Origin of the sequence: Bordetella genomosp. 12 (genome assembly GCF_002261355.1) — a bacterium.
GTDB lineage: Bacteria > Pseudomonadota > Gammaproteobacteria > Burkholderiales > Burkholderiaceae_B > Bordetella.
In genome coordinates this window covers 692776-710820 of sequence record NZ_NEVU01000001.1, presented here as the reverse complement: position 1 = coordinate 710820, position 18045 = coordinate 692776, and the positions used below count along the sequence as shown (strand labels likewise).

Genomic DNA, 18045 nt, shown 5'->3' with positions numbered 1-18045 from the left:
GTATGTTCAGACGGCACTGGCGCGATATGGCCAGCAATCGTATATGTAAGACTAAAGAGTTATAGGATCAAGCCGCACGGGCAATTAGTATCGGTTAGCTTAACGCATTACTGCGCTTCCACACCCGACCTATCAACGTCCTGGTCTTGAACGACCCTTTAGGGGGATCTAGTCCCCGGGATACCTAATCTTCAGACGAGTTTCCCGCTTAGATGCCTTCAGCGGTTATCTCTTCCGTACTTAGCTACCCGGCAATGCCATTGGCATGACAACCGGTACACCAGAGGTACGTCCACTCCGGTCCTCTCGTACTAGGAGCAGGCTCCGTCAAGTATCCAACGCCCACGGCAGATAGGGACCAAACTGTCTCACGACGTTTTAAACCCAGCTCACGTACCTCTTTAAATGGCGAACAGCCATACCCTTGGGACCGGCTACAGCCCCAGGATGAGATGAGCCGACATCGAGGTGCCAAACACCGCCGTCGATATGAACTCTTGGGCGGTATCAGCCTGTTATCCCCAGAGTACCTTTTATCCGTTGAGCGATGGCCCTTCCATTCAGAACCACCGGATCACTATGTCCTGCTTTCGCACCTGTTCGACTTGTCAGTCTCACAGTCAAGCACGCTTATGCCATTGCACTATCAGCACGATTTCCGACCGTACCTAGCGTACCTTCGAGCTCCTCCGTTACACTTTGGGAGGAGACCGCCCCAGTCAAACTGCCCACCATGCACTGTCCCCGATCCGGATAACGGACCAAGGTTAGAACCGCAAACAAACCAGGGTGGTATTTCAAGGTCGGCTCCCTCGAATCTAGCGACTCGAGTTCTGCGCCTCCCACCTATCCTACACAGGCCGGTTCACAGTCCAATGCAAAGCTACAGTAAAGGTTCATGGGGTCTTTCCGTCTAGCCGCGGGTAGATTGCATCATCACAAACACTTCAACTTCGCTGAGTCTCGGGAGGAGACAGTGTGGCCATCGTTACGCCATTCGTGCAGGTCGGAACTTACCCGACAAGGAATTTCGCTACCTTAGGACCGTTATAGTTACGGCCGCCGTTTACCGGGGCTTCGATCAAGAGCTTGCACCCCATCACTTAACCTTCCGGCACCGGGCAGGCGTCACACCCTATACGTCGACTTTCGTCTTTGCAGAGTGCTGTGTTTTTAATAAACAGTCGCAGCCACCGATTCTCTGCGACCCCATCATGCTCAGCGCGCAGGCGCTTCACACTACCGGGGCATACCTTCTCCCGAAGTTACGGTATCAATTTGCCGAGTTCCTTCTCCCGAGTTCTCTCAAGCGCCTTGGAATATTCATCCCGTCCACCTGTGTCGGTTTGCGGTACGGTCTCGTACAGCTGAAGCTTAGAGGCTTTTCTTGGAACCACTTCCAATCACTTCGCGAGACATGCTCGCTCGAGCCACACCCTTGATTCTCGCGCCCGGATTTGCCTAAGCGCCATCTTCAATGCAGCAACAGGGACATCCAACACCCTGATGATCTTCCGCGATCCGTCCCCCCATCGCACTGTACGACGGTGCTGGAATATTAACCAGCTTCCCATCAGCTACGCATCTCTGCCTCGCCTTAGGGGCCGACTCACCCTGCGCCGATGAACGTTGCGCAGGAAACCTTGGACTTACGGCGAGGGGGCTTTTCACCCCCTTTATCGCTACTCATGTCAGCATTCGCACTTCTGATACCTCCAGCAGCCTTCACAAGCCACCTTCGCAGGCTTACAGAACGCTCTCCTACCGCGTGTACAAAGTACACACCCGCAGCTTCGGTTTATCGCTTAGCCCCGTTACATCTTCCGCGCAGGACGACTCGATCAGTGAGCTATTACGCTTTCTTTAAAGGGTGGCTGCTTCTAAGCCAACCTCCTGACTGTCTATGCCTTCCCACTTCGTTTCCCACTTAGCGATAATTTGGGACCTTAGCTGGCGGTCTGGGTTGTTTCCCTCTTGAGTCCGGACGTTAGCACCCGGTGCTCTGTCTCCCAAGCTGTACTTGCGGGTATTCGGAGTTTGCCATGGTTTGGTAAGTCGCCATGACCCCCTAGCCATAACAGTGCTCTACCCCCCGCAGTAATACTTGAGGCACTACCTAAATAGTTTTCGGAGAGAACCAGCTATTTCCAGATTTGTTTAGCCTTTCACCCCTATCCACAGCTCATCCCCTAGTTTTTCAACACTAGTGGGTTCGGTCCTCCAGCACGTGTTACCGTGCCTTCAACCTGGCCATGGGTAGATCATCTGGTTTCGGGTCTACACCCAGCGACTGAACGCCCTATTCGGACTCGCTTTCGCTACGCCTTCCCTATTCGGTTAAGCTTGCCACTGAATGTAAGTCGCTGACCCATTATACAAAAGGTACGCCGTCACCCCACAAGGAGGCTCCGACTGTTTGTATGCATACGGTTTCAGGATCTATTTCACTCCCCTTCCGGGGTTCTTTTCGCCTTTCCCTCACGGTACTGGTTCACTATCGGTCGATCACGAGTATTTAGCCTTGGAGGATGGTCCCCCCATCTTCAAACAGGATTTCACGTGTCCCGCCCTACTTCTCTTACGCTTAGTTCCACTATCTGCATTTCGTCTACAGGACTATCACCTGCTACGGTCAGACTTTCCAGACTGTTCGACTATACAAATAGCTAAATCGTAAAGGCTGTTCCGATTTCGCTCGCCACTACTTTCGGAATCTCGGTTGATTTCTTTTCCTCGAGCTACTGAGATGTTTCAGTTCACCCGGTTCGCTTCCACTGACCTATGTATTCAGTCAGGGATACTGCTTACGCAGTGGGTTTCCCCATTCGGACATCTACGGATCAAAGCTTGTTTGCCAGCTCCCCGTAGCTTTTCGCAGGCTACCACGTCCTTCATCGCCTGTGATCGCCAAGGCATCCACCATATGCACTTAGTCGCTTGATCCTATAACACTTGAGTCTTATAGGACGCTGAACATTTCGCGTTTGTGCCGTTCTTAAGTTCAAAAGCTCTGATCAGTTAAAAACCAATCAGCTTGAGACTTGGAACATAAATCATGCAATCACAACCCGTATCTATCTTCATCAGAGTTGCCCCTGACTACTCGATAAACACTTTACGTTGTGCTTCTTCCAAATTGTTAAAGAACAAATATAGCTGTCAGGCCTAAACCTAACGATTAACACTGCACGCAGTACTAATCGTTACCCTCAGGCTGCATCACCACAAATCAGTGGTGGAGGTGAACGGGATCGAACCGATGACATCCTGCTTGCAAAGCAGGCGCTCTCCCAGCTGAGCTACACCCCCATGTAATGCGTGGTGGGTCTGGTTGGATTCGAACCAACGACCCCCGCCTTATCAAGACGGTGCTCTAACCGACTGAGCTACAGACCCTAGACCTTCAAAATCTTCCCGGATCTGTTCGATCCTTCCAGCAGCTATATTCTAACAACCGATAAGCGTGGACACTTGACGCGAGCACTTAGCTCTTAAAGGAGGTGATCCAGCCGCACCTTCCGATACGGCTACCTTGTTACGACTTCACCCCAGTCATGAATCCTACCGTGGTAATCGCCCCCCTTACGGTTAGGCTAACTACTTCTGGTAAAACCCACTCCCATGGTGTGACGGGCGGTGTGTACAAGACCCGGGAACGTATTCACCGCGACATGCTGATCCGCGATTACTAGCGATTCCGACTTCACGCAGTCGAGTTGCAGACTGCGATCCGGACTACGATCGGGTTTCTGGGATTGGCTCCCCCTCGCGGGTTGGCGACCCTCTGTCCCGACCATTGTATGACGTGTGAAGCCCTACCCATAAGGGCCATGAGGACTTGACGTCATCCCCACCTTCCTCCGGTTTGTCACCGGCAGTCTCATTAGAGTGCCCTTTCGTAGCAACTAATGACAAGGGTTGCGCTCGTTGCGGGACTTAACCCAACATCTCACGACACGAGCTGACGACAGCCATGCAGCACCTGTGTTCCGGTTCTCTTGCGAGCACTCCCAAATCTCTTCGGGATTCCAGACATGTCAAGGGTAGGTAAGGTTTTTCGCGTTGCATCGAATTAATCCACATCATCCACCGCTTGTGCGGGTCCCCGTCAATTCCTTTGAGTTTTAATCTTGCGACCGTACTCCCCAGGCGGTCAACTTCACGCGTTAGCTGCGCTACCAAGGCCCGAAGGCCCCAACAGCTAGTTGACATCGTTTAGGGCGTGGACTACCAGGGTATCTAATCCTGTTTGCTCCCCACGCTTTCGTGCATGAGCGTCAGTGTTATCCCAGGAGGCTGCCTTCGCCATCGGTGTTCCTCCGCATATCTACGCATTTCACTGCTACACGCGGAATTCCACCTCCCTCTGACACACTCTAGCTCGGTAGTTAAAAATGCAGTTCCAAAGTTAAGCTCTGGGATTTCACATCTTTCTTTCCGAACCGCCTGCGCACGCTTTACGCCCAGTAATTCCGATTAACGCTTGCACCCTACGTATTACCGCGGCTGCTGGCACGTAGTTAGCCGGTGCTTATTCTGCAGGTACCGTCAGTTGCGCAAGTTATTAGCCTGCGCCGTTTCTTTCCTGCCAAAAGTGCTTTACAACCCGAAGGCCTTCATCGCACACGCGGGATGGCTGGATCAGGGTTTCCCCCATTGTCCAAAATTCCCCACTGCTGCCTCCCGTAGGAGTCTGGGCCGTGTCTCAGTCCCAGTGTGGCTGGTCGTCCTCTCAAACCAGCTACGGATCGTCGCCTTGGTGAGCCGTTACCCCACCAACTAGCTAATCCGATATCGGCCGCTCCAATAGTGCGAGGCCCGAAGGTCCCCCGCTTTCCCCCGTAGGGCGTATGCGGTATTAGCTACGCTTTCGCGTAGTTATCCCCCGCTACTGGGCACGTTCCGATACATTACTCACCCGTTCGCCACTCGCCACCAGACCGAAGTCCGTGCTGCCGTCCGACTTGCATGTGTAAAGCATCCCGCCAGCGTTCAATCTGAGCCAGGATCAAACTCTTCAGTTTAATCTCTGTGTTGCGCCATCAGTTTTACCCAATGACGACTTTCGCTTGCTCAAAGGAAGTGAGGTGATAGTTTCGAAAAACTAAACCTTACTTCATATATGAGCACTTGATAGTTTCGCTTCCCGACCAGGCCGAAACCCAGTCGTTGCGCACTCACACCAAGTGCCCACACTTATCGGTTGTTTAATTGTTAAAGAGCGGTACTGCCAACTGCACTTACTAAACTCGCTACCCACTTAACTTCGCGCAACTTACAGCGTCTTGCCTTGCTGTCGTCGCTGCGTCGTTGTCAGCAGCAGAGAAACGAGATTATGAAGAAGTTTTTTAAGTTTGTCAACTCGGCTTCGCTTTTTTTCGCGCCGCTCGCAAAATTTCTTCTGCTCACGCCTGCCTTGCCAACTCACCACTTCTTCAGAGACTCGCGTCCCTCGGATCACCTCTCGGCAACCCGTGCTTAGCAACTAGCGAAGCATCCTGCGTCAGGCGTCTTGCTCTTGCCACCGCAGATCAGGGTTAACCCTGACGTTTCGCTAACTGCCAAGCCCGAAACTATAACACAACTTTTGCAGATCATGCAACCGAAGCTGCTTTATTTCTACACCGTCGTGCAACACTGGAATCCCGGCCGGCGCTACGCCTAAACCACCCTCCCCGTGTCAGAGACCCCTTTCGCTTCCTGCGCCCCGCTCATGCGGCAATCGCTTTGGAACCCGAAAAACCATCTCGCTTCGGTCTCGCTACACCGGCTGCGTTGCGTTTGCATTGCTGTCTGTGCTGCGAGGGGGCGAACTATAGCACAGAAAAAAATCGCGTGTCACGGCTTTGACACCTTTTTCTGGGAAAAAGGGTTTTTTCTTCTCGGAGCCAGGTCTTCCGGCCCCGGTTGCCGGCTGCTGCCCCTATATAGAGGGGCAGCTCAGATGTGAAGCTCGGTTGTCTCCTTGATCTGCTGCAAGGCAAAAAAGGATTTCATATCGACGACCGCCGGATGCAGCATCAGGGTATCCATCGCAAAACGGGAGAAATGCGCCAGGTCTTGGACCTGGATGCGCAGCAGGTAGTCCATGTCGCCCGACATGGCATAGCACTCCACGACTTCCGGCCAGAGCTGCACATCGCGGTGGAAATCCGCCATGGAGGCATGACTGCCCCCCACGTGCTTGTTCAGCCGGATGGTCACATAGGCCAACAGCCCCAAGCCGACCTTGTCAGCGTCGACCAAGGCCGCATACCGCTTGATATAGCCCTGCTCTTCGAGACGGCGGACCCGGCGCAGACAGGGGCTGGGCGAGAGGGAGACCCGGTCGGCCAGCTCCTGATTACTGAGCCGCCCGTCGCGCTGCAATTCGGCCAGAATTCGCCGATCTGTCCTATCCAGACCATTTTCGGTCATTTTCTACCCTTAGATTCTAATTTTGAGCAATCAGATTGCCGATGATAGGGCTTGGCGGGCTATTTTCGCAATCGCCTGCCAGGGCAAATGCCTAGAATTTTGCTTTTCGCACACCAACAAAGAGACAAGGACGCGCAGCCATGACGACGCAATTCCAGCCTTGGGACAACCCCATGGGCACCGCCGGTTTTGAATTCATCGAGTACACCGCCCCCGATCCCGTGGCGCTGCGCAAGGTGTTCGAGTTGCTGGGCTTCAAGGCGATCGCCAAACACCGCCACAAGGACGTGACGCTGTACCGCCAAGGGGGCATCAACTTTCTGATCAACGCCGAACCGGATTCCTTCGCCCAACGCTTCGCCCGCCTGCACGGCCCGTCGATCTGTGCCATCGGCTTTCGCGTGGACGACGCGGCGCGCGCCTATCAACGCGCGCTGGAACTGGGCGCCTGGGGTTTCGACTCGCACAGCGGCCCGATGGAACTGAACATCCCGGCCATCAAGGGCATCGGTGATTCGCTGATTTATCTCGTGGACCGCTGGCGCGGCAAGAACGGCCATGGCGGGATTGGCGATATCAGCATCTACGACGTGGATTTCGAGCCGCTCGATCCCGCCCATGCCCAGGAAGATCTGACGTATGCCGGCGCCGGCCTGACCCTGGTCGATCACCTGACGCACAACGTGCACAAAGGCCGCATGGCGGAGTGGGCGGAGTTCTACGAGCGTCTGTTCAATTTCCGCGAGGTCCGCTATTTCGACATCGAAGGCAAAGTGACGGGCGTGAAGTCCAAGGCCATGACCTCGCCTTGCGGCAATATCCGCATCCCCATCAACGAGGAAGGCACCGAGGAAAAAGGCCAAATCCAGGAATACCTGGATCTGTACCGCGGCGAGGGTATCCAGCACATCGCGATGGCGACAGACGATATCTATGGAACCATCGAAGCACTGCGCAAGAATGGGGTGGTCTTTCTAGACACCCCGGAAACCTACTACGAACTGCTGGACCGCCGTCTGCCGCAGCACGGCGAGAACGTGGATCGCCTGCAGAAAAACCGCATCCTGCTCGACGGCGCGCCGGGCGGCGGACTGCTGCTGCAGATCTTCACCGAGAACCAGATCGGCCCCATCTTCTTCGAGATCATTCAGCGCAAGGGTAATGACGGGTTCGGAGAGGGCAACTTCAAAGCCCTGTTCGAATCCATCGAGCTGGACCAAATGCGCCGCGGCGTGGTCAAGACCGCGGACTGAACCCGCCCACCCGCAAACGACGAAGCCCCCTGCCGGGGGCTTCGTCACATCGGCCATCGCTTCAATGCTTGAGGCGATCCTGGAATTGCTTGCGAAACTTCGCCACCTTGGGTGCGATCACGAACTGGCAATAGCCTTGCTCGGGGTGCAGCGCGAAGTAGTCACGATGGTAGTCTTCGGCCGGCCAGAAGCGCGCCGGCGCAAGCAATTGCGTGACCACCGGCGCGTCGTAGATGCGCGCGGCGTCGATTTCCTCGATCACGGCCTGCGCCTGCGCACGCTGCGTGTCGTTCTGCCAGAAGATCGCCGATTCGTACTGAGGGCCGACGTCATTGCCCTGACGGCCCGGCGTGGTCGGGTCATGCGTGGCGAAGAAGACTCGCAACAAATCGGCGTAGCTCAGTTCGGCCGGATCGAACTGCACCTGGGCCACTTCGATGTGCCCGGTATCCTTGTTGCACACTTGCTGATAACTGGGGTTGTCGACATGGCCGCCGGCATAACCGGGCAGCACGCTGACCACGCCACGCAAGTCCTTCAGAACCGCTTCGACGCACCAGAAACAGCCGCCGCCCAGCACCGCGACTTCCAGGCCGGAACGAGCAGGGGATTCAGACATCATGATTTCCTTGAGATCAGGGTTGCTTGGCCGGCTTGAGCGTCAGCACCCACTGCGCCAACTGCCTGGCCTCTTCGGGCGTGACTTGCGACTGCGCCGGCATGGGAACGGCGCCCCAGGCGCCCCGCCCACCCGTGCGGATCTTGTTGGCCAGATAATCGACGGCCTCGGGATGGTCGGCATAGCGCTCGGCCACGCTGATAAAAGGCGGCCCCACCCGCTTGTTGTCGACCTGATGACAGGCCATACAGGCTTTGCTTTTGGCGAGGTCCAGACCGTTGGTCTGCGCCTGGGCCGCGCCTGCTGCCAGCAGCGCTACGCCACAAAGAATCAGCTTGAGATTCAAATACATAATACGGACTTCCACTACGGAGAGCGCCTGCAGGACTACCCTCGACCGCAAGGATGGTACCCGAGTTTGCCATGGGGAACGAATCTCTTCATGGGCCTGTCCTTTCAACTGAGCCCGCGCCGGCTGCCACGCGGCAGGCACGCCGGTTATCATCGAATAAATTTTCTCACAGACCTCTCATGCTTCAAGCACCTCAATTCGACCCCGTCGCCCTGCGCCTGGGTCCGCTCGCGATTCATTGGTACGGCCTGATGTATCTGCTGGCCTTCGCCCTGGTCTATCTGCTGGGCCGCTATCGCATCAATCGTGGACAGGGCGGCAACCTCACGGCCAAGGATCTCGAAGACCTGATTTTCTATAGCGTGCTGGGCGTGGTGCTGGGCGGGCGGCTGGGCTATGTCTTGTTCTACAAGCCCGGCTATTACCTGAGCCATCCGCTGGAAATCGCCTTTCTGTGGGAGGGCGGCATGTCCTTTCACGGCGGGCTGATCGGGGTCATCCTGGTGATGCTGCTGTTCGCGCGCAAAAAAGGGGTGAGCTTCTTTACGATCAGCGACTTCATCGCGCCGCTCATTCCGCTGGGCCTGGGTGCCGGGCGCATGGGCAACTTCATCAACGGCGAGCTCTGGGGACGCCCCTCGACGGTGTCCTGGGCGATGGTCTTCCCGCAGTCGGGCGACAACCTGCCCCGCCACCCCTCGCAACTGTACGAACTGGGGTTGGAAGGGCTGGTGCTGTTCGTGATCCTGTGGTGGTTTTCGAGCAAGCCGCGCCCCACCGGGCAGGTCAGCGCCCTCTTTCTGATGGGATACGGCGCTTTCCGCTTCCTGGTGGAGTTCACGCGCGAGCCGGACAACTTCCTGGGACTGCTGGCCGGCGGAATGAGCATGGGACAGTGGCTGTCGCTGCCGATGTTCCTGGCCGGCCTGGCCCTGTTTGTCTTTACTGCAAGACGATCGTCCCGCCAACCGTGACGCTGACGGTCACTTCGCCGGCTTCCAGGGGAACGCCCGGAGCCGGCGCGGCGGCCGTGTCCGCCTTGGCCATCTGCGCCGTCATCATGCGCGGCATGGGCGCCGATGCGCCGCCCCCGCCCCCGAGTTCCAGCCGGGCCAGACGATAGCCCGCAAAGCCGAAGGCATTGGCCGCGGCCAAGGCCCGCTCTTTGAAAGCCTGGGCCGCCTGGCTCAGCAACTTGCGCTCCTCGGCCTCGCGCCCCTCGCGCGACAAAAAGAAAGCAATATTAGAGATCGCCGTCTTGTCGCCCAATTTGGCGGCCAGGGCCGAGGCAGCCTCGAAATCCTTGGATTCCAGTACGACTTCGCCCTGTCCGCGCCAGTTGACGATCTTGCCCTTGGCGTTGGTGTTGGGCCAGACGTTGTAGCCGCCGGAGCGCACCTCGACATTCTTGGCGCCGCGCGCGCGCTTGACGACCTCGTCCAGCGCCGCCGTCAGGCGCTTGCCGGCCGAGACCTGATCATTGGCCTCGACCTCGACCGACAGACTGATGCGAACCGTATCCTGCTTGATCTCGGCCGAAGCCGAAGCCTGCAGACTCAGTTCGGGCGCGGTGCTGCGCTGCGATTCAGGCGCGGCCGTCGGCGCGGTCTGGGCGACACTGGGCTGAAAGGCCGACAAAGCCAGGGTGGCGCAGCAGGCGGCCGCGATTCGGGTGAGCGAAAACGCTAAGGGTCGGTGCATGAGGAAACCCGTGAGATGGATGGGGGGGGGAAAGATCCGGGCAAACCCGGTCCCGAGGCAGGCCCAAGCTTCGCAAAGGAAGCAGGCCTGCCGGGATAGATGCCCCGCATGTGCCGTCTAGGCCGGCATCTCGAACCCTTAGGTTCAAGGTGGTCGCGATCCGAAGAGCATCGGGTTCGTCAACAAAGTGACAATCACTCCAGCTCAACACTCCCGCAACCATTATGCCGATAGCATCGGTTCAGAGAATGTATGGCCAAGTCACGAGCACCGCAGGGACAAACTGACAACGCAGTGTCCAGAGGGACGTTTAACTACGCTTAAATGAGCTTTTCCTGGCCCGACAGTGCGTCGTCGAGCAGCAGGTTCATTTCTTCGATTCTACGCTTGAAGTCGCCAACTGCCAAACCTCCCAGCGGGCCGTCCGGCGCTTTCATGGCCAGCAGCTCGCCAGCGATCTGCAAGGCGGCCATGACGGCGATGCGTTCATTGCTGGAGATCTTGCCCGTGCCTTGAATGCGCAGCATGAGGTGATCTACATGGCGCACCGCAGCCAGCAGGACGGGTTTTTCTTCGGCCGAGCACGCGAGCGAATAGTCGCGGCCCAGGATAGAGACATCGAGGCGTTCCATCAGGCTTGTTCTCCCGCTGCGGCGCCAGGCAGGCGCGCCAATACGGCGTCGATACGCTCGCGCGCCGACGAGGCGGCCAGACGCAGACGCTGCAGTTCGGCGTCACGCGCGGCCAGCGCCTGCTGCATCTCGCCCTCACGCGCGGAGACCCTGGCCTCCAGCGCGAGGCGGTCGGCAGACTCGCGCGCCAACTGCTCGCGCAGCGCCGCTTCGGCCTGTTGGGATTCGGCCTTGCAGAGGTCGAGCGCGCCACTGTGATCGCGCATCTGTTCTTTCAGGGCCTGGAGTTCGGCTTCGCGGTCGGCGCAGCGCTGTTTGAGCGCGCGCGCTTCGGCGTCGCTATCGTTAAGTCGGATACGCAACGCATCACGCTCGGCGTGCAGTTGCCGGGTGCGTTGCACCAATTGCCCTAGCCGGGCGGCGAGTTGATCGAGGTCTTGCAGCATGGGCGCTATCGTAAACCATCCGGAACCGATTCGGGCCCCTTCACGCAAGCTGAGAAAACCGGCAATATTCAGTACCACATGAAAGCTTTTTGCCAGAAGCCTGTCGCGGCCGTAAAACCTGGCCGGCCACTCCGACAGCCCAAATCAGCTTTCGCCAAACTTTCTTCAAGCTTTCATTAAGCTTTCAAACCGCCTTCAAACTGACGCCGCGGTTACAGAATAGACCCGGATCATCCCCTATTTGCGCCCAAACCGAGGGAAAACCCCAGTGTATCTGGTGTAGCCCAGGGTTTGCATGCGTGATCCCCTCCATTACCATTCGCCCTTCAAAAAAGAGCAATCTCGCTTTCAATAAAAGCGCTGAAAGCTTTCAACAACAATGAATGGCACCTCCAAGTGCCTTTTTTGTGCCCGTCGTCAGTGACCAACACGGCAGCGGGCTTGCACCAATCTACACGCTGTAAAACAGGAGCCAACCAATCATGCAGCTACGCAATCGACAGGATTTCTGGTCGGGGGTGATGTTCATCATCCTCGGGCTGGGATTCTCCTGGCAGGCCAGCAGCTACCAAATGGGTACTGCGGCCCGCATGGGACCGGGGTACTTCCCTTTCTGGCTGGGCTTAGTCCTTGCCTTGCTGGGCGCGATCGTTCTGATCGGCTCGCTCTCGAAGAAGGCCACCGAGACGCACGTCGACCGTTTCGACTGGCGCATCGTGTTTCTGGTCATTGGCTCCGTCGTCGTCTACGCCCTGGTGCTCAAGCTCCTCGGTGTGTATATCGCGGTCTTCCTGCTGGTCGTGCTGAGCAGCCTCGCAAGCCATGAGTTCAGTCTCAAGGTCGCGGTTGCCAACGGCATTTTCCTGGTGGTGTTCACGTACCTGGCCTTCATCAAGGGCCTGGGGCTGATCTTCCCGCTGTGGCCGTCGTTTATCTAAGGCTAGAGGAGAACACTCGCCATGGAATTGCTTGACAACCTCATGCTGGGTTTTTCGGTGGCCATCAGCCCCGAGAATCTGGCCTACGCTCTGCTGGGCTGCATCCTGGGCACGCTGATCGGCGTGCTCCCCGGCATCGGCCCCGTGCCGACCATCGCCATGCTGCTGCCCATCACCTATGTGCTGCCGCCCGTCGCCGGTCTGATCATGCTGGCCGGTATCTATTACGGTGCGCAATACGGTGGTTCGACAACCGCCATCCTGGTGGCACTACCGGGTGAGACATCCGCGGTGGTGACCGTGCTCGACGGCCACCAGATGGCCCGCAATGGCCGCGCCGGCTCGGCACTGGCCATCGCAGCCCTGGGTTCTTTCTTTGCCGGTTGCGTGGCCACGCTGCTGCTGGCCGCCTTCGCGCCCCCGCTGGCCGAAGTGGCTTTCAAGTTTGGCCCCGCCGAGTACTTCTCGCTGATGGTGCTGGGTCTGGTGGGCGCCGTGGTGCTGGCTTCGGGCTCGCTGCCCAAGGCCATCGCCATGATCATCCTCGGCCTGCTGCTGGGCATGGTCGGCACCGACGTGAACTCGGGCGTTGCGCGTTTTGATTTCGGCATCCCCGAACTGCAAGACGGCATCGACTTCGCCATCGTGGCCATGGGCGTGTTCGGTTTCTCCGAAATCATGACCAACCTCGAGCAGAAGGAAAACCGCGTCGACATTACCGACAAGATCGGCTCGCTGTACCCGAACAAGCAGGAATTCAAGGAAGCCGCCCCGGCCGTGCTGCGCGGCACCGCCCTGGGTTCGGCCCTGGGCATCCTGCCGGGCGGCGGCGCCGTGCTGTCGTCGTTCGCCTCCTACACGCTGGAAAAGAAGATCTCGAAGAATCCCGAGCGCTTCGGCAAGGGCCACCCGGCCGGCCTGGCGGGTCCGGAATCGGCCAACAACGCCGCGGCTCAGACCTCCTTCATCCCGCTGCTGACCCTGGGCATCCCGGGTAACGCCGTGATGGCGCTGATGGTCGGCGCCATGACCATCCACAACATCCAGCCGGGTCCGCAGGTCATGTCCAGCCACCCCGAGCTGTTCTGGGGTCTGATCGCCTCGATGTGGATCGGCAACCTGATGCTGGTGATTCTGAACCTGCCGCTCATCGGCCTGTGGGTCAAGCTGCTGAAGGTGCCCTACCGCATCCTGTTCCCGGCGATTCTGGTGTTCTGCACCATCGGTGTGTACTCGCTTAACTACAACAGCTTCGACATCTTCATGACTGCCGCCTTCGGCGTGGTCGGTTATGTCTGGGCCAAGTTGAAGTGCGAAGGCGCGCCGCTGCTGCTGGGCCTGGTGCTGGGCCCCATGATGGAAGAGAACTTCCGTCGTGCCCTGCTGCTGTCGCGCGGTGACTTCTCGACCTTCATCACCCGTCCGCTGTCGGCCTCGCTTCTGGCGCTGGCCCTGGCTCTGGTGGTTCTGGTTGCACTGCCGGCCATCCGCAAGAAGCGCGAAGAGACCTTCGTCGAAGAAGAATAAGCCGTCCTTTTTCGATCGAATCAACCGGGCCTGCGGGCCCGGTTTTTTTTCGCCCGCGCGCCGCGCTCGCGGCCGGAAGGCGATTGGGGTAAGTTAACGGCTTCGCTGTCTTACTCTCACCGGGAAAATCAGGCATGGCAAGCATCGGTTCGAAAACCTATGACAACGTCGCGGCTAAGAAGGTCGCCTTCCTCGGGCTGGGCGTCATGGGGCTGCCCATGGCCGGGCACCTTGCCAAGGCGGGCCACGAGGTCACCGTCTACAACCGCAGCGCCGCCAAGGCTCAGGCCTGGGTGCAGGAGTTTGGCGGCAAGTCGGCTCCCACGCCCCGTGAAGCGGCACAGGGCGCGCAAATCGTGTTTGCCTGCGTGGGCAACGACGATGATCTGCGCAGCGTCGTGCTGGGCGAGGACGGCGCATTCGCCGGCATGAGCAAAGGCGCCACGTTTGTCGACCACACGACGGCCTCGGCCGATGTGGCACGCGAGCTGTACGCCCGCGCCCAGGAACTGGGCTTGCAGTTCGTCGATGCGCCGGTCTCGGGCGGCCAGGCCGGCGCGGTCAACGGCGTCCTCACCATCATGTGCGGTGGCGAAGCCCCGGTGTTCGATGCCATCAAGCCCGTGGCGGCAGCCTACGGCCGCGCCGTCACGCTGGTGGGCGCGCCGGGTGCGGGCCAGTTGGCCAAGATGGTCAACCAGATCTGCATCGCGGGCGTGGTGCAGGGCCTGTCCGAAGCCATCGCTTTCGGTCAGGCGGCCGATCTGGATATGAAGGTGGTGCTCGACGTCATCAGCAAGGGCGCGGCGCAAAGCTGGCAGATGGAAAACCGCGGCGGCACCATGGTCGACGGCAAATTCGACTTCGGTTTCGCGGTGGACTGGATGCGCAAGGACCTCGGCCTGGTCCTGTCGGAAGCGCGCAACAATGGCGCCCGACTGCCGCTGACCGCCTTGGTGGACCAGTTCTACGGCGACGTGCAGAAAAACGGCGGCGGCCGCTGGGACACCTCCAGCCTCATCACCCGCCTGCGCGACTGAGCCGCGCGGCGGCCGCAGCATCGAACGAGGGCCTTGCGCCCTCGTTTTTTTTCGCCCGCCGGGCGCGGCCGCATCCTGTCCGGCGGCCGCAGCAAACTTCATCAAAGCCATAAACCGGCCTATGATGAAGTCAATGTTCCACTCCCAGAACGAACATGCAAGACCTCAACGACCTTTTTTATTTTTCCCAAGTCGTCGATCAGGGCGGCTTCAGTGCCGCGGCGCGCGTGCTCGATCTGCCCAAATCGCGACTGTCACGACGTATCTCCCAGCTGGAGGAAAGGCTGGGCGTGAGGCTGCTGCAGCGCACGACGCGCCGGCTGCGCCTGACCACCGCCGGCGAACGCTATCTGCACTACTGCCGCGAGATGACCGCGGCAGCCCGGGCGGCCGATGAGGCCATGCGGCAGTTGCAGACGCAACCGTCAGGCCCTGTCGTCGTGAGCTGTCCCATCTCCATCGCGCAGCAACTGCTGGCCCCGCTGCTGCCGGAATTCCTGGACACCTGGCCGGAGGTTTCCATCCAGATGCTCGCCACCAACCGACGGGTGGACTTGATCAGCGAAGGGGTGGATCTGGCCTTACGCGTGCGCACCAAGCTGGATACCGACGCCGAACTCGTCGTGCGCCAGTTGGGCGCGGCCAGCGGCACACTGGTCGCCAGCCCGGCCTATCTGCAACGCCACGGCACGCCGGACACCCCGGAAGATCTGGCCCGGCACACGACCCTGAGCTTCAACGACCCGCAGACCGAAGTCATCTGGACCTTGCACAACGGCCAGGGGCAGGAGCGCGCCATTACGGTGACCCCGCGCTTGTGCTGCAATGACTTCATCGTCCTGACCGAAGCGGCGGTGCGCGGCCGCGGTATCGCGCTGCTGCCGGCGGTGGCCACGCAGGCCGAACTGCGCCGGGGAGAACTGGTGCCCGTGCTGGCGGACTGGCGTTCGCCCGAGGGCATCGTGCATTGCATTTACCCTTCGCGGCGCGGGATGATTCCCGCGGTCCGTGCCTTCGTCGATTTTCTGTTCGAGCGCCTGCCGCCCAGCTATGAGCGCATGGGCATGAAGCCGGTGACGCGCTGAGCCCGCCTCCGGCCCGGCTGGGCCGGGCCTAAAGTTTCGCCCCGCCACGCTTCGCCGACGAAGCGGGTCCAGGCAACGCACTGCCCTATAGGAGACAGACTGTTGGAGACCGCCCTTCCCTTGCAAGGCATCCGAGTCCTTGAGTTCTGCAATGTCGCAGCCGGCCCCTTTTGCGGCATGCTGCTGGCCGACATGGGCGCGGATCTGGTCAAGATCGAACACCCCGACGGCGGCGACACCTTGCGCGCCTGGCCGCCGATTAACAACGGCTATAGCGAGAACTTCGCCTCGCTCAACCGCAACAAACGCTCGGTCACCCTGGACCTGAAATCGGCTTCGGGTCTGCAACAGGCCCGCGCATTGGCCGCCGAAGCCGACGTGCTGCTGGAGAACAACCGGCCAGGCGTCATGCAACGCCTGGGCCTGGACTACGACAGCCTCAAAAGCGTCAATCCCAAACTGCTGTACTGCTCGATCTCGGCCTACGGCCAGACCGGCCCGCGCGCCGCCGAGGGCGGCTTCGATCTCACGATTCAGGCCATGGCCGGCGTAATGAGCGTGACCGGCGAGGCAGAGGGCGCACCGGTGAAATGCGGCGTGCCCCTGGCGGACTTCGCCGCCGGACTATACGGGGCATTCGCCATCGCGGCCGCGCTGCGCCAGGTGGAGCAATCGGGGCAAGGCGCGCACATCGACGTCCCCATGCTGGGCACCACCCTGGCCATTGCCGCCTTGCAGACCTCCGAGTATTTCGGCAGCGGCAAGGACCCGGTCAAACTGGGTTCGGCCCATCCGCGCAATGCGCCTTACCAGGCCTTCCGCTGCCGCGACGGTTATTTCGCCATGGCCGCAGGCAACAATGCCCTGTGGCGCTCGGTCTGCCAGGTGGCAGAGCGCCCGGAGTTGTTCGAGGACGAGCGCTTTCAGACCACGACGCTGCGCGCCCGCCATCAGGATGCGCTGCGGCAACTGCTGGAAGACGTGTTCGCGACCCAGGACGCCAGCCACTGGCTGCGGCGCTTTCAGGAGGCGGGCGTACCCAGCGCGCCCATCAATTCGTATTCGCAGGTGCTGGCCGATCCGCAGGTCGAACACATGCAATGGGTCCAGGACATCACCTTGCCCGGGGCGCATGTCACCCGGACTTTCACTTCGCCCATCAAGATCAACGGCCAGGGCTTGCCCGTGCGCAGAAATCCGCCGGCCCTGGGCGAGCACAACGCGGACATCCTGCAGGAGCCCGAGGAATGAGCGACGCGCTGAAAATCGGGCGCCATGCGCAACACTGGGAGCTGACACTGAACCGCCCGCACAAGCGCAATGCCTTGTCGGCGGAGCTGGTGGAATTGCTGCTCGAGGCCGTGCAGGCCGCGCAATCGGCGCAGGTGCCGCTGTTGATCCTGCGCGGCGAGGGCAGCAACTTCTCGGCCGGCTTTGATTTCTCCGACTTCGAGACCGCCAGCGAAGGCGATCTGGTGCTGCGTTTCATCCGTATCGAAACGCTCTTGCAAGCGGTGGCGTATGGCCCCTGCACGACGCTGGCGCTGGCGCATGGCAATAATTTTGGCGCCGGGGTCGACCTCATCGCGGCCTGCCGCCATCGATGGGCCGCGCCCGATGCGCGCTTTCGCCTGCCAGGCCTGAAGTTCGGCCTGGCGTTGGGCACCCGCCGGTTCGCCCAGCTCGTCGGAGAAGACCCTGCCTATGAGGTGCTGGAAAGCGCCCGCAGCTTCGACGCCGCGCATGCCCGGCACATCGGTTTGCTGCAAGGTGTGGCGCCCGTCGATGAGTGGCCGCAGCGGATCGCTCAGACCCGCGAGAATGTGCTGTCGCTGCCCGCGGACAGCCGCCAATGGCTGCGTGCGCTGACCCGCCGCGCAGATCCGGATGGCGACATGGCGGCCCTGGTCCGCTCCGCCTCGCACCCGGGCCTGAAGCAGCGCATCCACGCTTTTCGGGCCGCCTGAGCCGGGCGGGCCTGACTGACAGGCGAAAAAAAGGGCGGCACGAAGGCCGCCCCACACGCTGAGTTGTA

General features: G+C 59.8%; 14 protein-coding genes, 2 tRNA genes, 2 rRNA genes and 1 other RNA gene. 8 read left to right on the top strand and 11 right to left on the bottom strand.

Annotated features, from left to right (window positions below):
- Positions 1-63: 63 nt before the first annotated feature.
- The 5 genes from CAL22_RS03415 to CAL22_RS03395 form a co-directional block, all read right to left on the bottom strand.
- A 23S ribosomal RNA gene (locus CAL22_RS03415) occupies positions 64-2943 on the bottom strand.
- Between the two features lie 290 nt (positions 2944-3233).
- A tRNA-Ala gene (locus tag CAL22_RS03410) sits at positions 3234-3309 on the bottom strand.
- A gap of 10 nt (positions 3310-3319) precedes the next feature.
- A tRNA-Ile gene (locus CAL22_RS03405) sits at positions 3320-3396 on the bottom strand.
- A 97-nt stretch (positions 3397-3493) separates the two neighbouring features.
- A 16S ribosomal RNA gene (locus CAL22_RS03400) occupies positions 3494-5024 on the bottom strand.
- Together the 16S and 23S rRNA genes with 2 tRNA genes alongside form the textbook arrangement of a ribosomal RNA operon.
- A 916-nt stretch (positions 5025-5940) precedes the next feature.
- Entirely contained in the window at positions 5941-6417 is a 477-nt protein-coding gene (locus CAL22_RS03395) for an Lrp/AsnC family transcriptional regulator (RefSeq protein ID WP_094810349.1), read from the bottom strand.
- Between the two features lie 140 nt (positions 6418-6557).
- On the opposite strand from CAL22_RS03395, the gene hppD reads away from it, so the two are divergent.
- Entirely contained in the window at positions 6558-7670 is a 1113-nt protein-coding gene (hppD, locus tag CAL22_RS03390) for a 4-hydroxyphenylpyruvate dioxygenase (protein ID WP_094810347.1), read from the top strand.
- Between the two features lie 61 nt (positions 7671-7731).
- Here the strand turns inward: hppD and msrA are convergent, their stop codons facing one another.
- The gene (gene msrA, locus CAL22_RS03385; protein WP_432264287.1) at positions 7732-8292 is read right to left on the bottom strand and encodes a peptide-methionine (S)-S-oxide reductase MsrA; all 561 of its coding nucleotides are present in this window, start codon (positions 8290-8292) and stop codon (positions 7732-7734) included.
- Positions 8293-8305: 13 nt separating this feature from the next.
- Entirely contained in the window at positions 8306-8641 is a 336-nt protein-coding gene (locus CAL22_RS03380) for a c-type cytochrome (RefSeq protein ID WP_094810343.1), read from the bottom strand.
- A gap of 179 nt (positions 8642-8820) precedes the next feature.
- Between CAL22_RS03380 and lgt the strand changes: the two genes are divergently transcribed.
- On the top strand, positions 8821-9615 hold the full coding sequence (gene lgt, locus CAL22_RS03375) for a prolipoprotein diacylglyceryl transferase (protein WP_094810341.1): 795 nt from the start codon (positions 8821-8823) through the stop codon (positions 9613-9615).
- Here lgt and CAL22_RS03370 read toward each other — a convergent pair.
- The 4 genes from CAL22_RS03370 to CAL22_RS03355 form a co-directional block, all read right to left on the bottom strand.
- Positions 9584-10342: an SIMPL domain-containing protein gene (locus tag CAL22_RS03370; protein ID WP_094810339.1), complete on the bottom strand. Its 759-nt coding sequence runs from the start codon at positions 10340-10342 to the stop codon at positions 9584-9586. The genes lgt and CAL22_RS03370 overlap by 32 nt on opposite strands.
- A 97-nt stretch (positions 10343-10439) precedes the next feature.
- A non-coding RNA gene (gene ssrS, locus CAL22_RS03365) (6S RNA) lies at positions 10440-10624 on the bottom strand.
- Between the two features lie 38 nt (positions 10625-10662).
- Positions 10663-10974 (bottom strand): cell division protein ZapA, encoded by a 312-nt coding sequence (locus CAL22_RS03360; RefSeq protein ID WP_094810337.1) that lies wholly within the window; start codon positions 10972-10974, stop codon positions 10663-10665.
- Positions 10974-11420 (bottom strand): hypothetical protein, encoded by a 447-nt coding sequence (locus CAL22_RS03355; protein WP_244193769.1) that lies wholly within the window; start codon positions 11418-11420, stop codon positions 10974-10976. Before CAL22_RS03355 ends, CAL22_RS03360 begins: the two co-directional genes overlap by 1 nt.
- A 482-nt stretch (positions 11421-11902) precedes the next feature.
- Here CAL22_RS03355 and CAL22_RS03350 point away from each other — a divergent pair, with 482 nt between their 5' ends.
- The 6 genes from CAL22_RS03350 (at position 11903) to CAL22_RS03325 (ending at position 17977) form a co-directional block, all read left to right on the top strand.
- Positions 11903-12358, top strand: coding sequence for a tripartite tricarboxylate transporter TctB family protein (locus CAL22_RS03350; RefSeq protein ID WP_094810334.1), 456 nt, complete (start codon positions 11903-11905; stop codon positions 12356-12358).
- A 21-nt stretch (positions 12359-12379) separates the two neighbouring features.
- On the top strand, positions 12380-13885 hold the full coding sequence (locus CAL22_RS03345; protein ID WP_094810332.1) for a tripartite tricarboxylate transporter permease: 1506 nt from the start codon (positions 12380-12382) through the stop codon (positions 13883-13885).
- Between the two features lie 134 nt (positions 13886-14019).
- The gene (locus CAL22_RS03340) at positions 14020-14925 is read left to right on the top strand and encodes an NAD(P)-dependent oxidoreductase (RefSeq protein ID WP_094810330.1); all 906 of its coding nucleotides are present in this window, start codon (positions 14020-14022) and stop codon (positions 14923-14925) included.
- Between the two features lie 155 nt (positions 14926-15080).
- On the top strand, positions 15081-16010 hold the full coding sequence (locus CAL22_RS03335) for a LysR family transcriptional regulator (RefSeq protein WP_094810328.1): 930 nt from the start codon (positions 15081-15083) through the stop codon (positions 16008-16010).
- A gap of 102 nt (positions 16011-16112) precedes the next feature.
- Positions 16113-17261: a CaiB/BaiF CoA transferase family protein gene (locus CAL22_RS03330; RefSeq protein ID WP_094810326.1), complete on the top strand. Its 1149-nt coding sequence runs from the start codon at positions 16113-16115 to the stop codon at positions 17259-17261.
- Complete coding sequence (locus CAL22_RS03325) at positions 17258-17977, top strand: enoyl-CoA hydratase/isomerase family protein (protein WP_094810324.1); 720 nt, start codon at positions 17258-17260, stop codon at positions 17975-17977. The genes CAL22_RS03330 and CAL22_RS03325 overlap by 4 nt, the downstream gene beginning before the upstream one ends.
- Positions 17978-18045 lie beyond the last annotated feature (68 nt).

Excerpts from the sequence above, each read along its gene's own strand:
- CAL22_RS03395 (WP_094810349.1), bottom strand. The coding sequence starts at position 6,417 with ATGACCGAAAATGGTCTGGATAGGACAGATCGGCGAATTCTGGCCGAA.
- hppD (WP_094810347.1), top strand. The coding sequence starts at position 6,558 with ATGACGACGCAATTCCAGCCTTGGGACAACCCCATGGGCACCGCCGGT.
- msrA (WP_432264287.1), bottom strand. The coding sequence starts at position 8,292 with ATGATGTCTGAATCCCCTGCTCGTTCCGGCCTGGAAGTCGCGGTGCTG.
- CAL22_RS03380 (WP_094810343.1), bottom strand. The coding sequence starts at position 8,641 with ATGTATTTGAATCTCAAGCTGATTCTTTGTGGCGTAGCGCTGCTGGCA.
- lgt (WP_094810341.1), top strand. The coding sequence starts at position 8,821 with ATGCTTCAAGCACCTCAATTCGACCCCGTCGCCCTGCGCCTGGGTCCG.
- CAL22_RS03370 (WP_094810339.1), bottom strand. The coding sequence starts at position 10,342 with ATGCACCGACCCTTAGCGTTTTCGCTCACCCGAATCGCGGCCGCCTGC.
- CAL22_RS03360 (WP_094810337.1), bottom strand. The coding sequence starts at position 10,974 with ATGGAACGCCTCGATGTCTCTATCCTGGGCCGCGACTATTCGCTCGCG.
- CAL22_RS03355 (WP_244193769.1), bottom strand. The coding sequence starts at position 11,420 with ATGCTGCAAGACCTCGATCAACTCGCCGCCCGGCTAGGGCAATTGGTG.
- CAL22_RS03350 (WP_094810334.1), top strand. The coding sequence starts at position 11,903 with ATGCAGCTACGCAATCGACAGGATTTCTGGTCGGGGGTGATGTTCATC.
- CAL22_RS03345 (WP_094810332.1), top strand. The coding sequence starts at position 12,380 with ATGGAATTGCTTGACAACCTCATGCTGGGTTTTTCGGTGGCCATCAGC.
- CAL22_RS03340 (WP_094810330.1), top strand. The coding sequence starts at position 14,020 with ATGGCAAGCATCGGTTCGAAAACCTATGACAACGTCGCGGCTAAGAAG.
- CAL22_RS03335 (WP_094810328.1), top strand. The coding sequence starts at position 15,081 with ATGCAAGACCTCAACGACCTTTTTTATTTTTCCCAAGTCGTCGATCAG.
- CAL22_RS03325 (WP_094810324.1), top strand. The coding sequence starts at position 17,258 with ATGAGCGACGCGCTGAAAATCGGGCGCCATGCGCAACACTGGGAGCTG.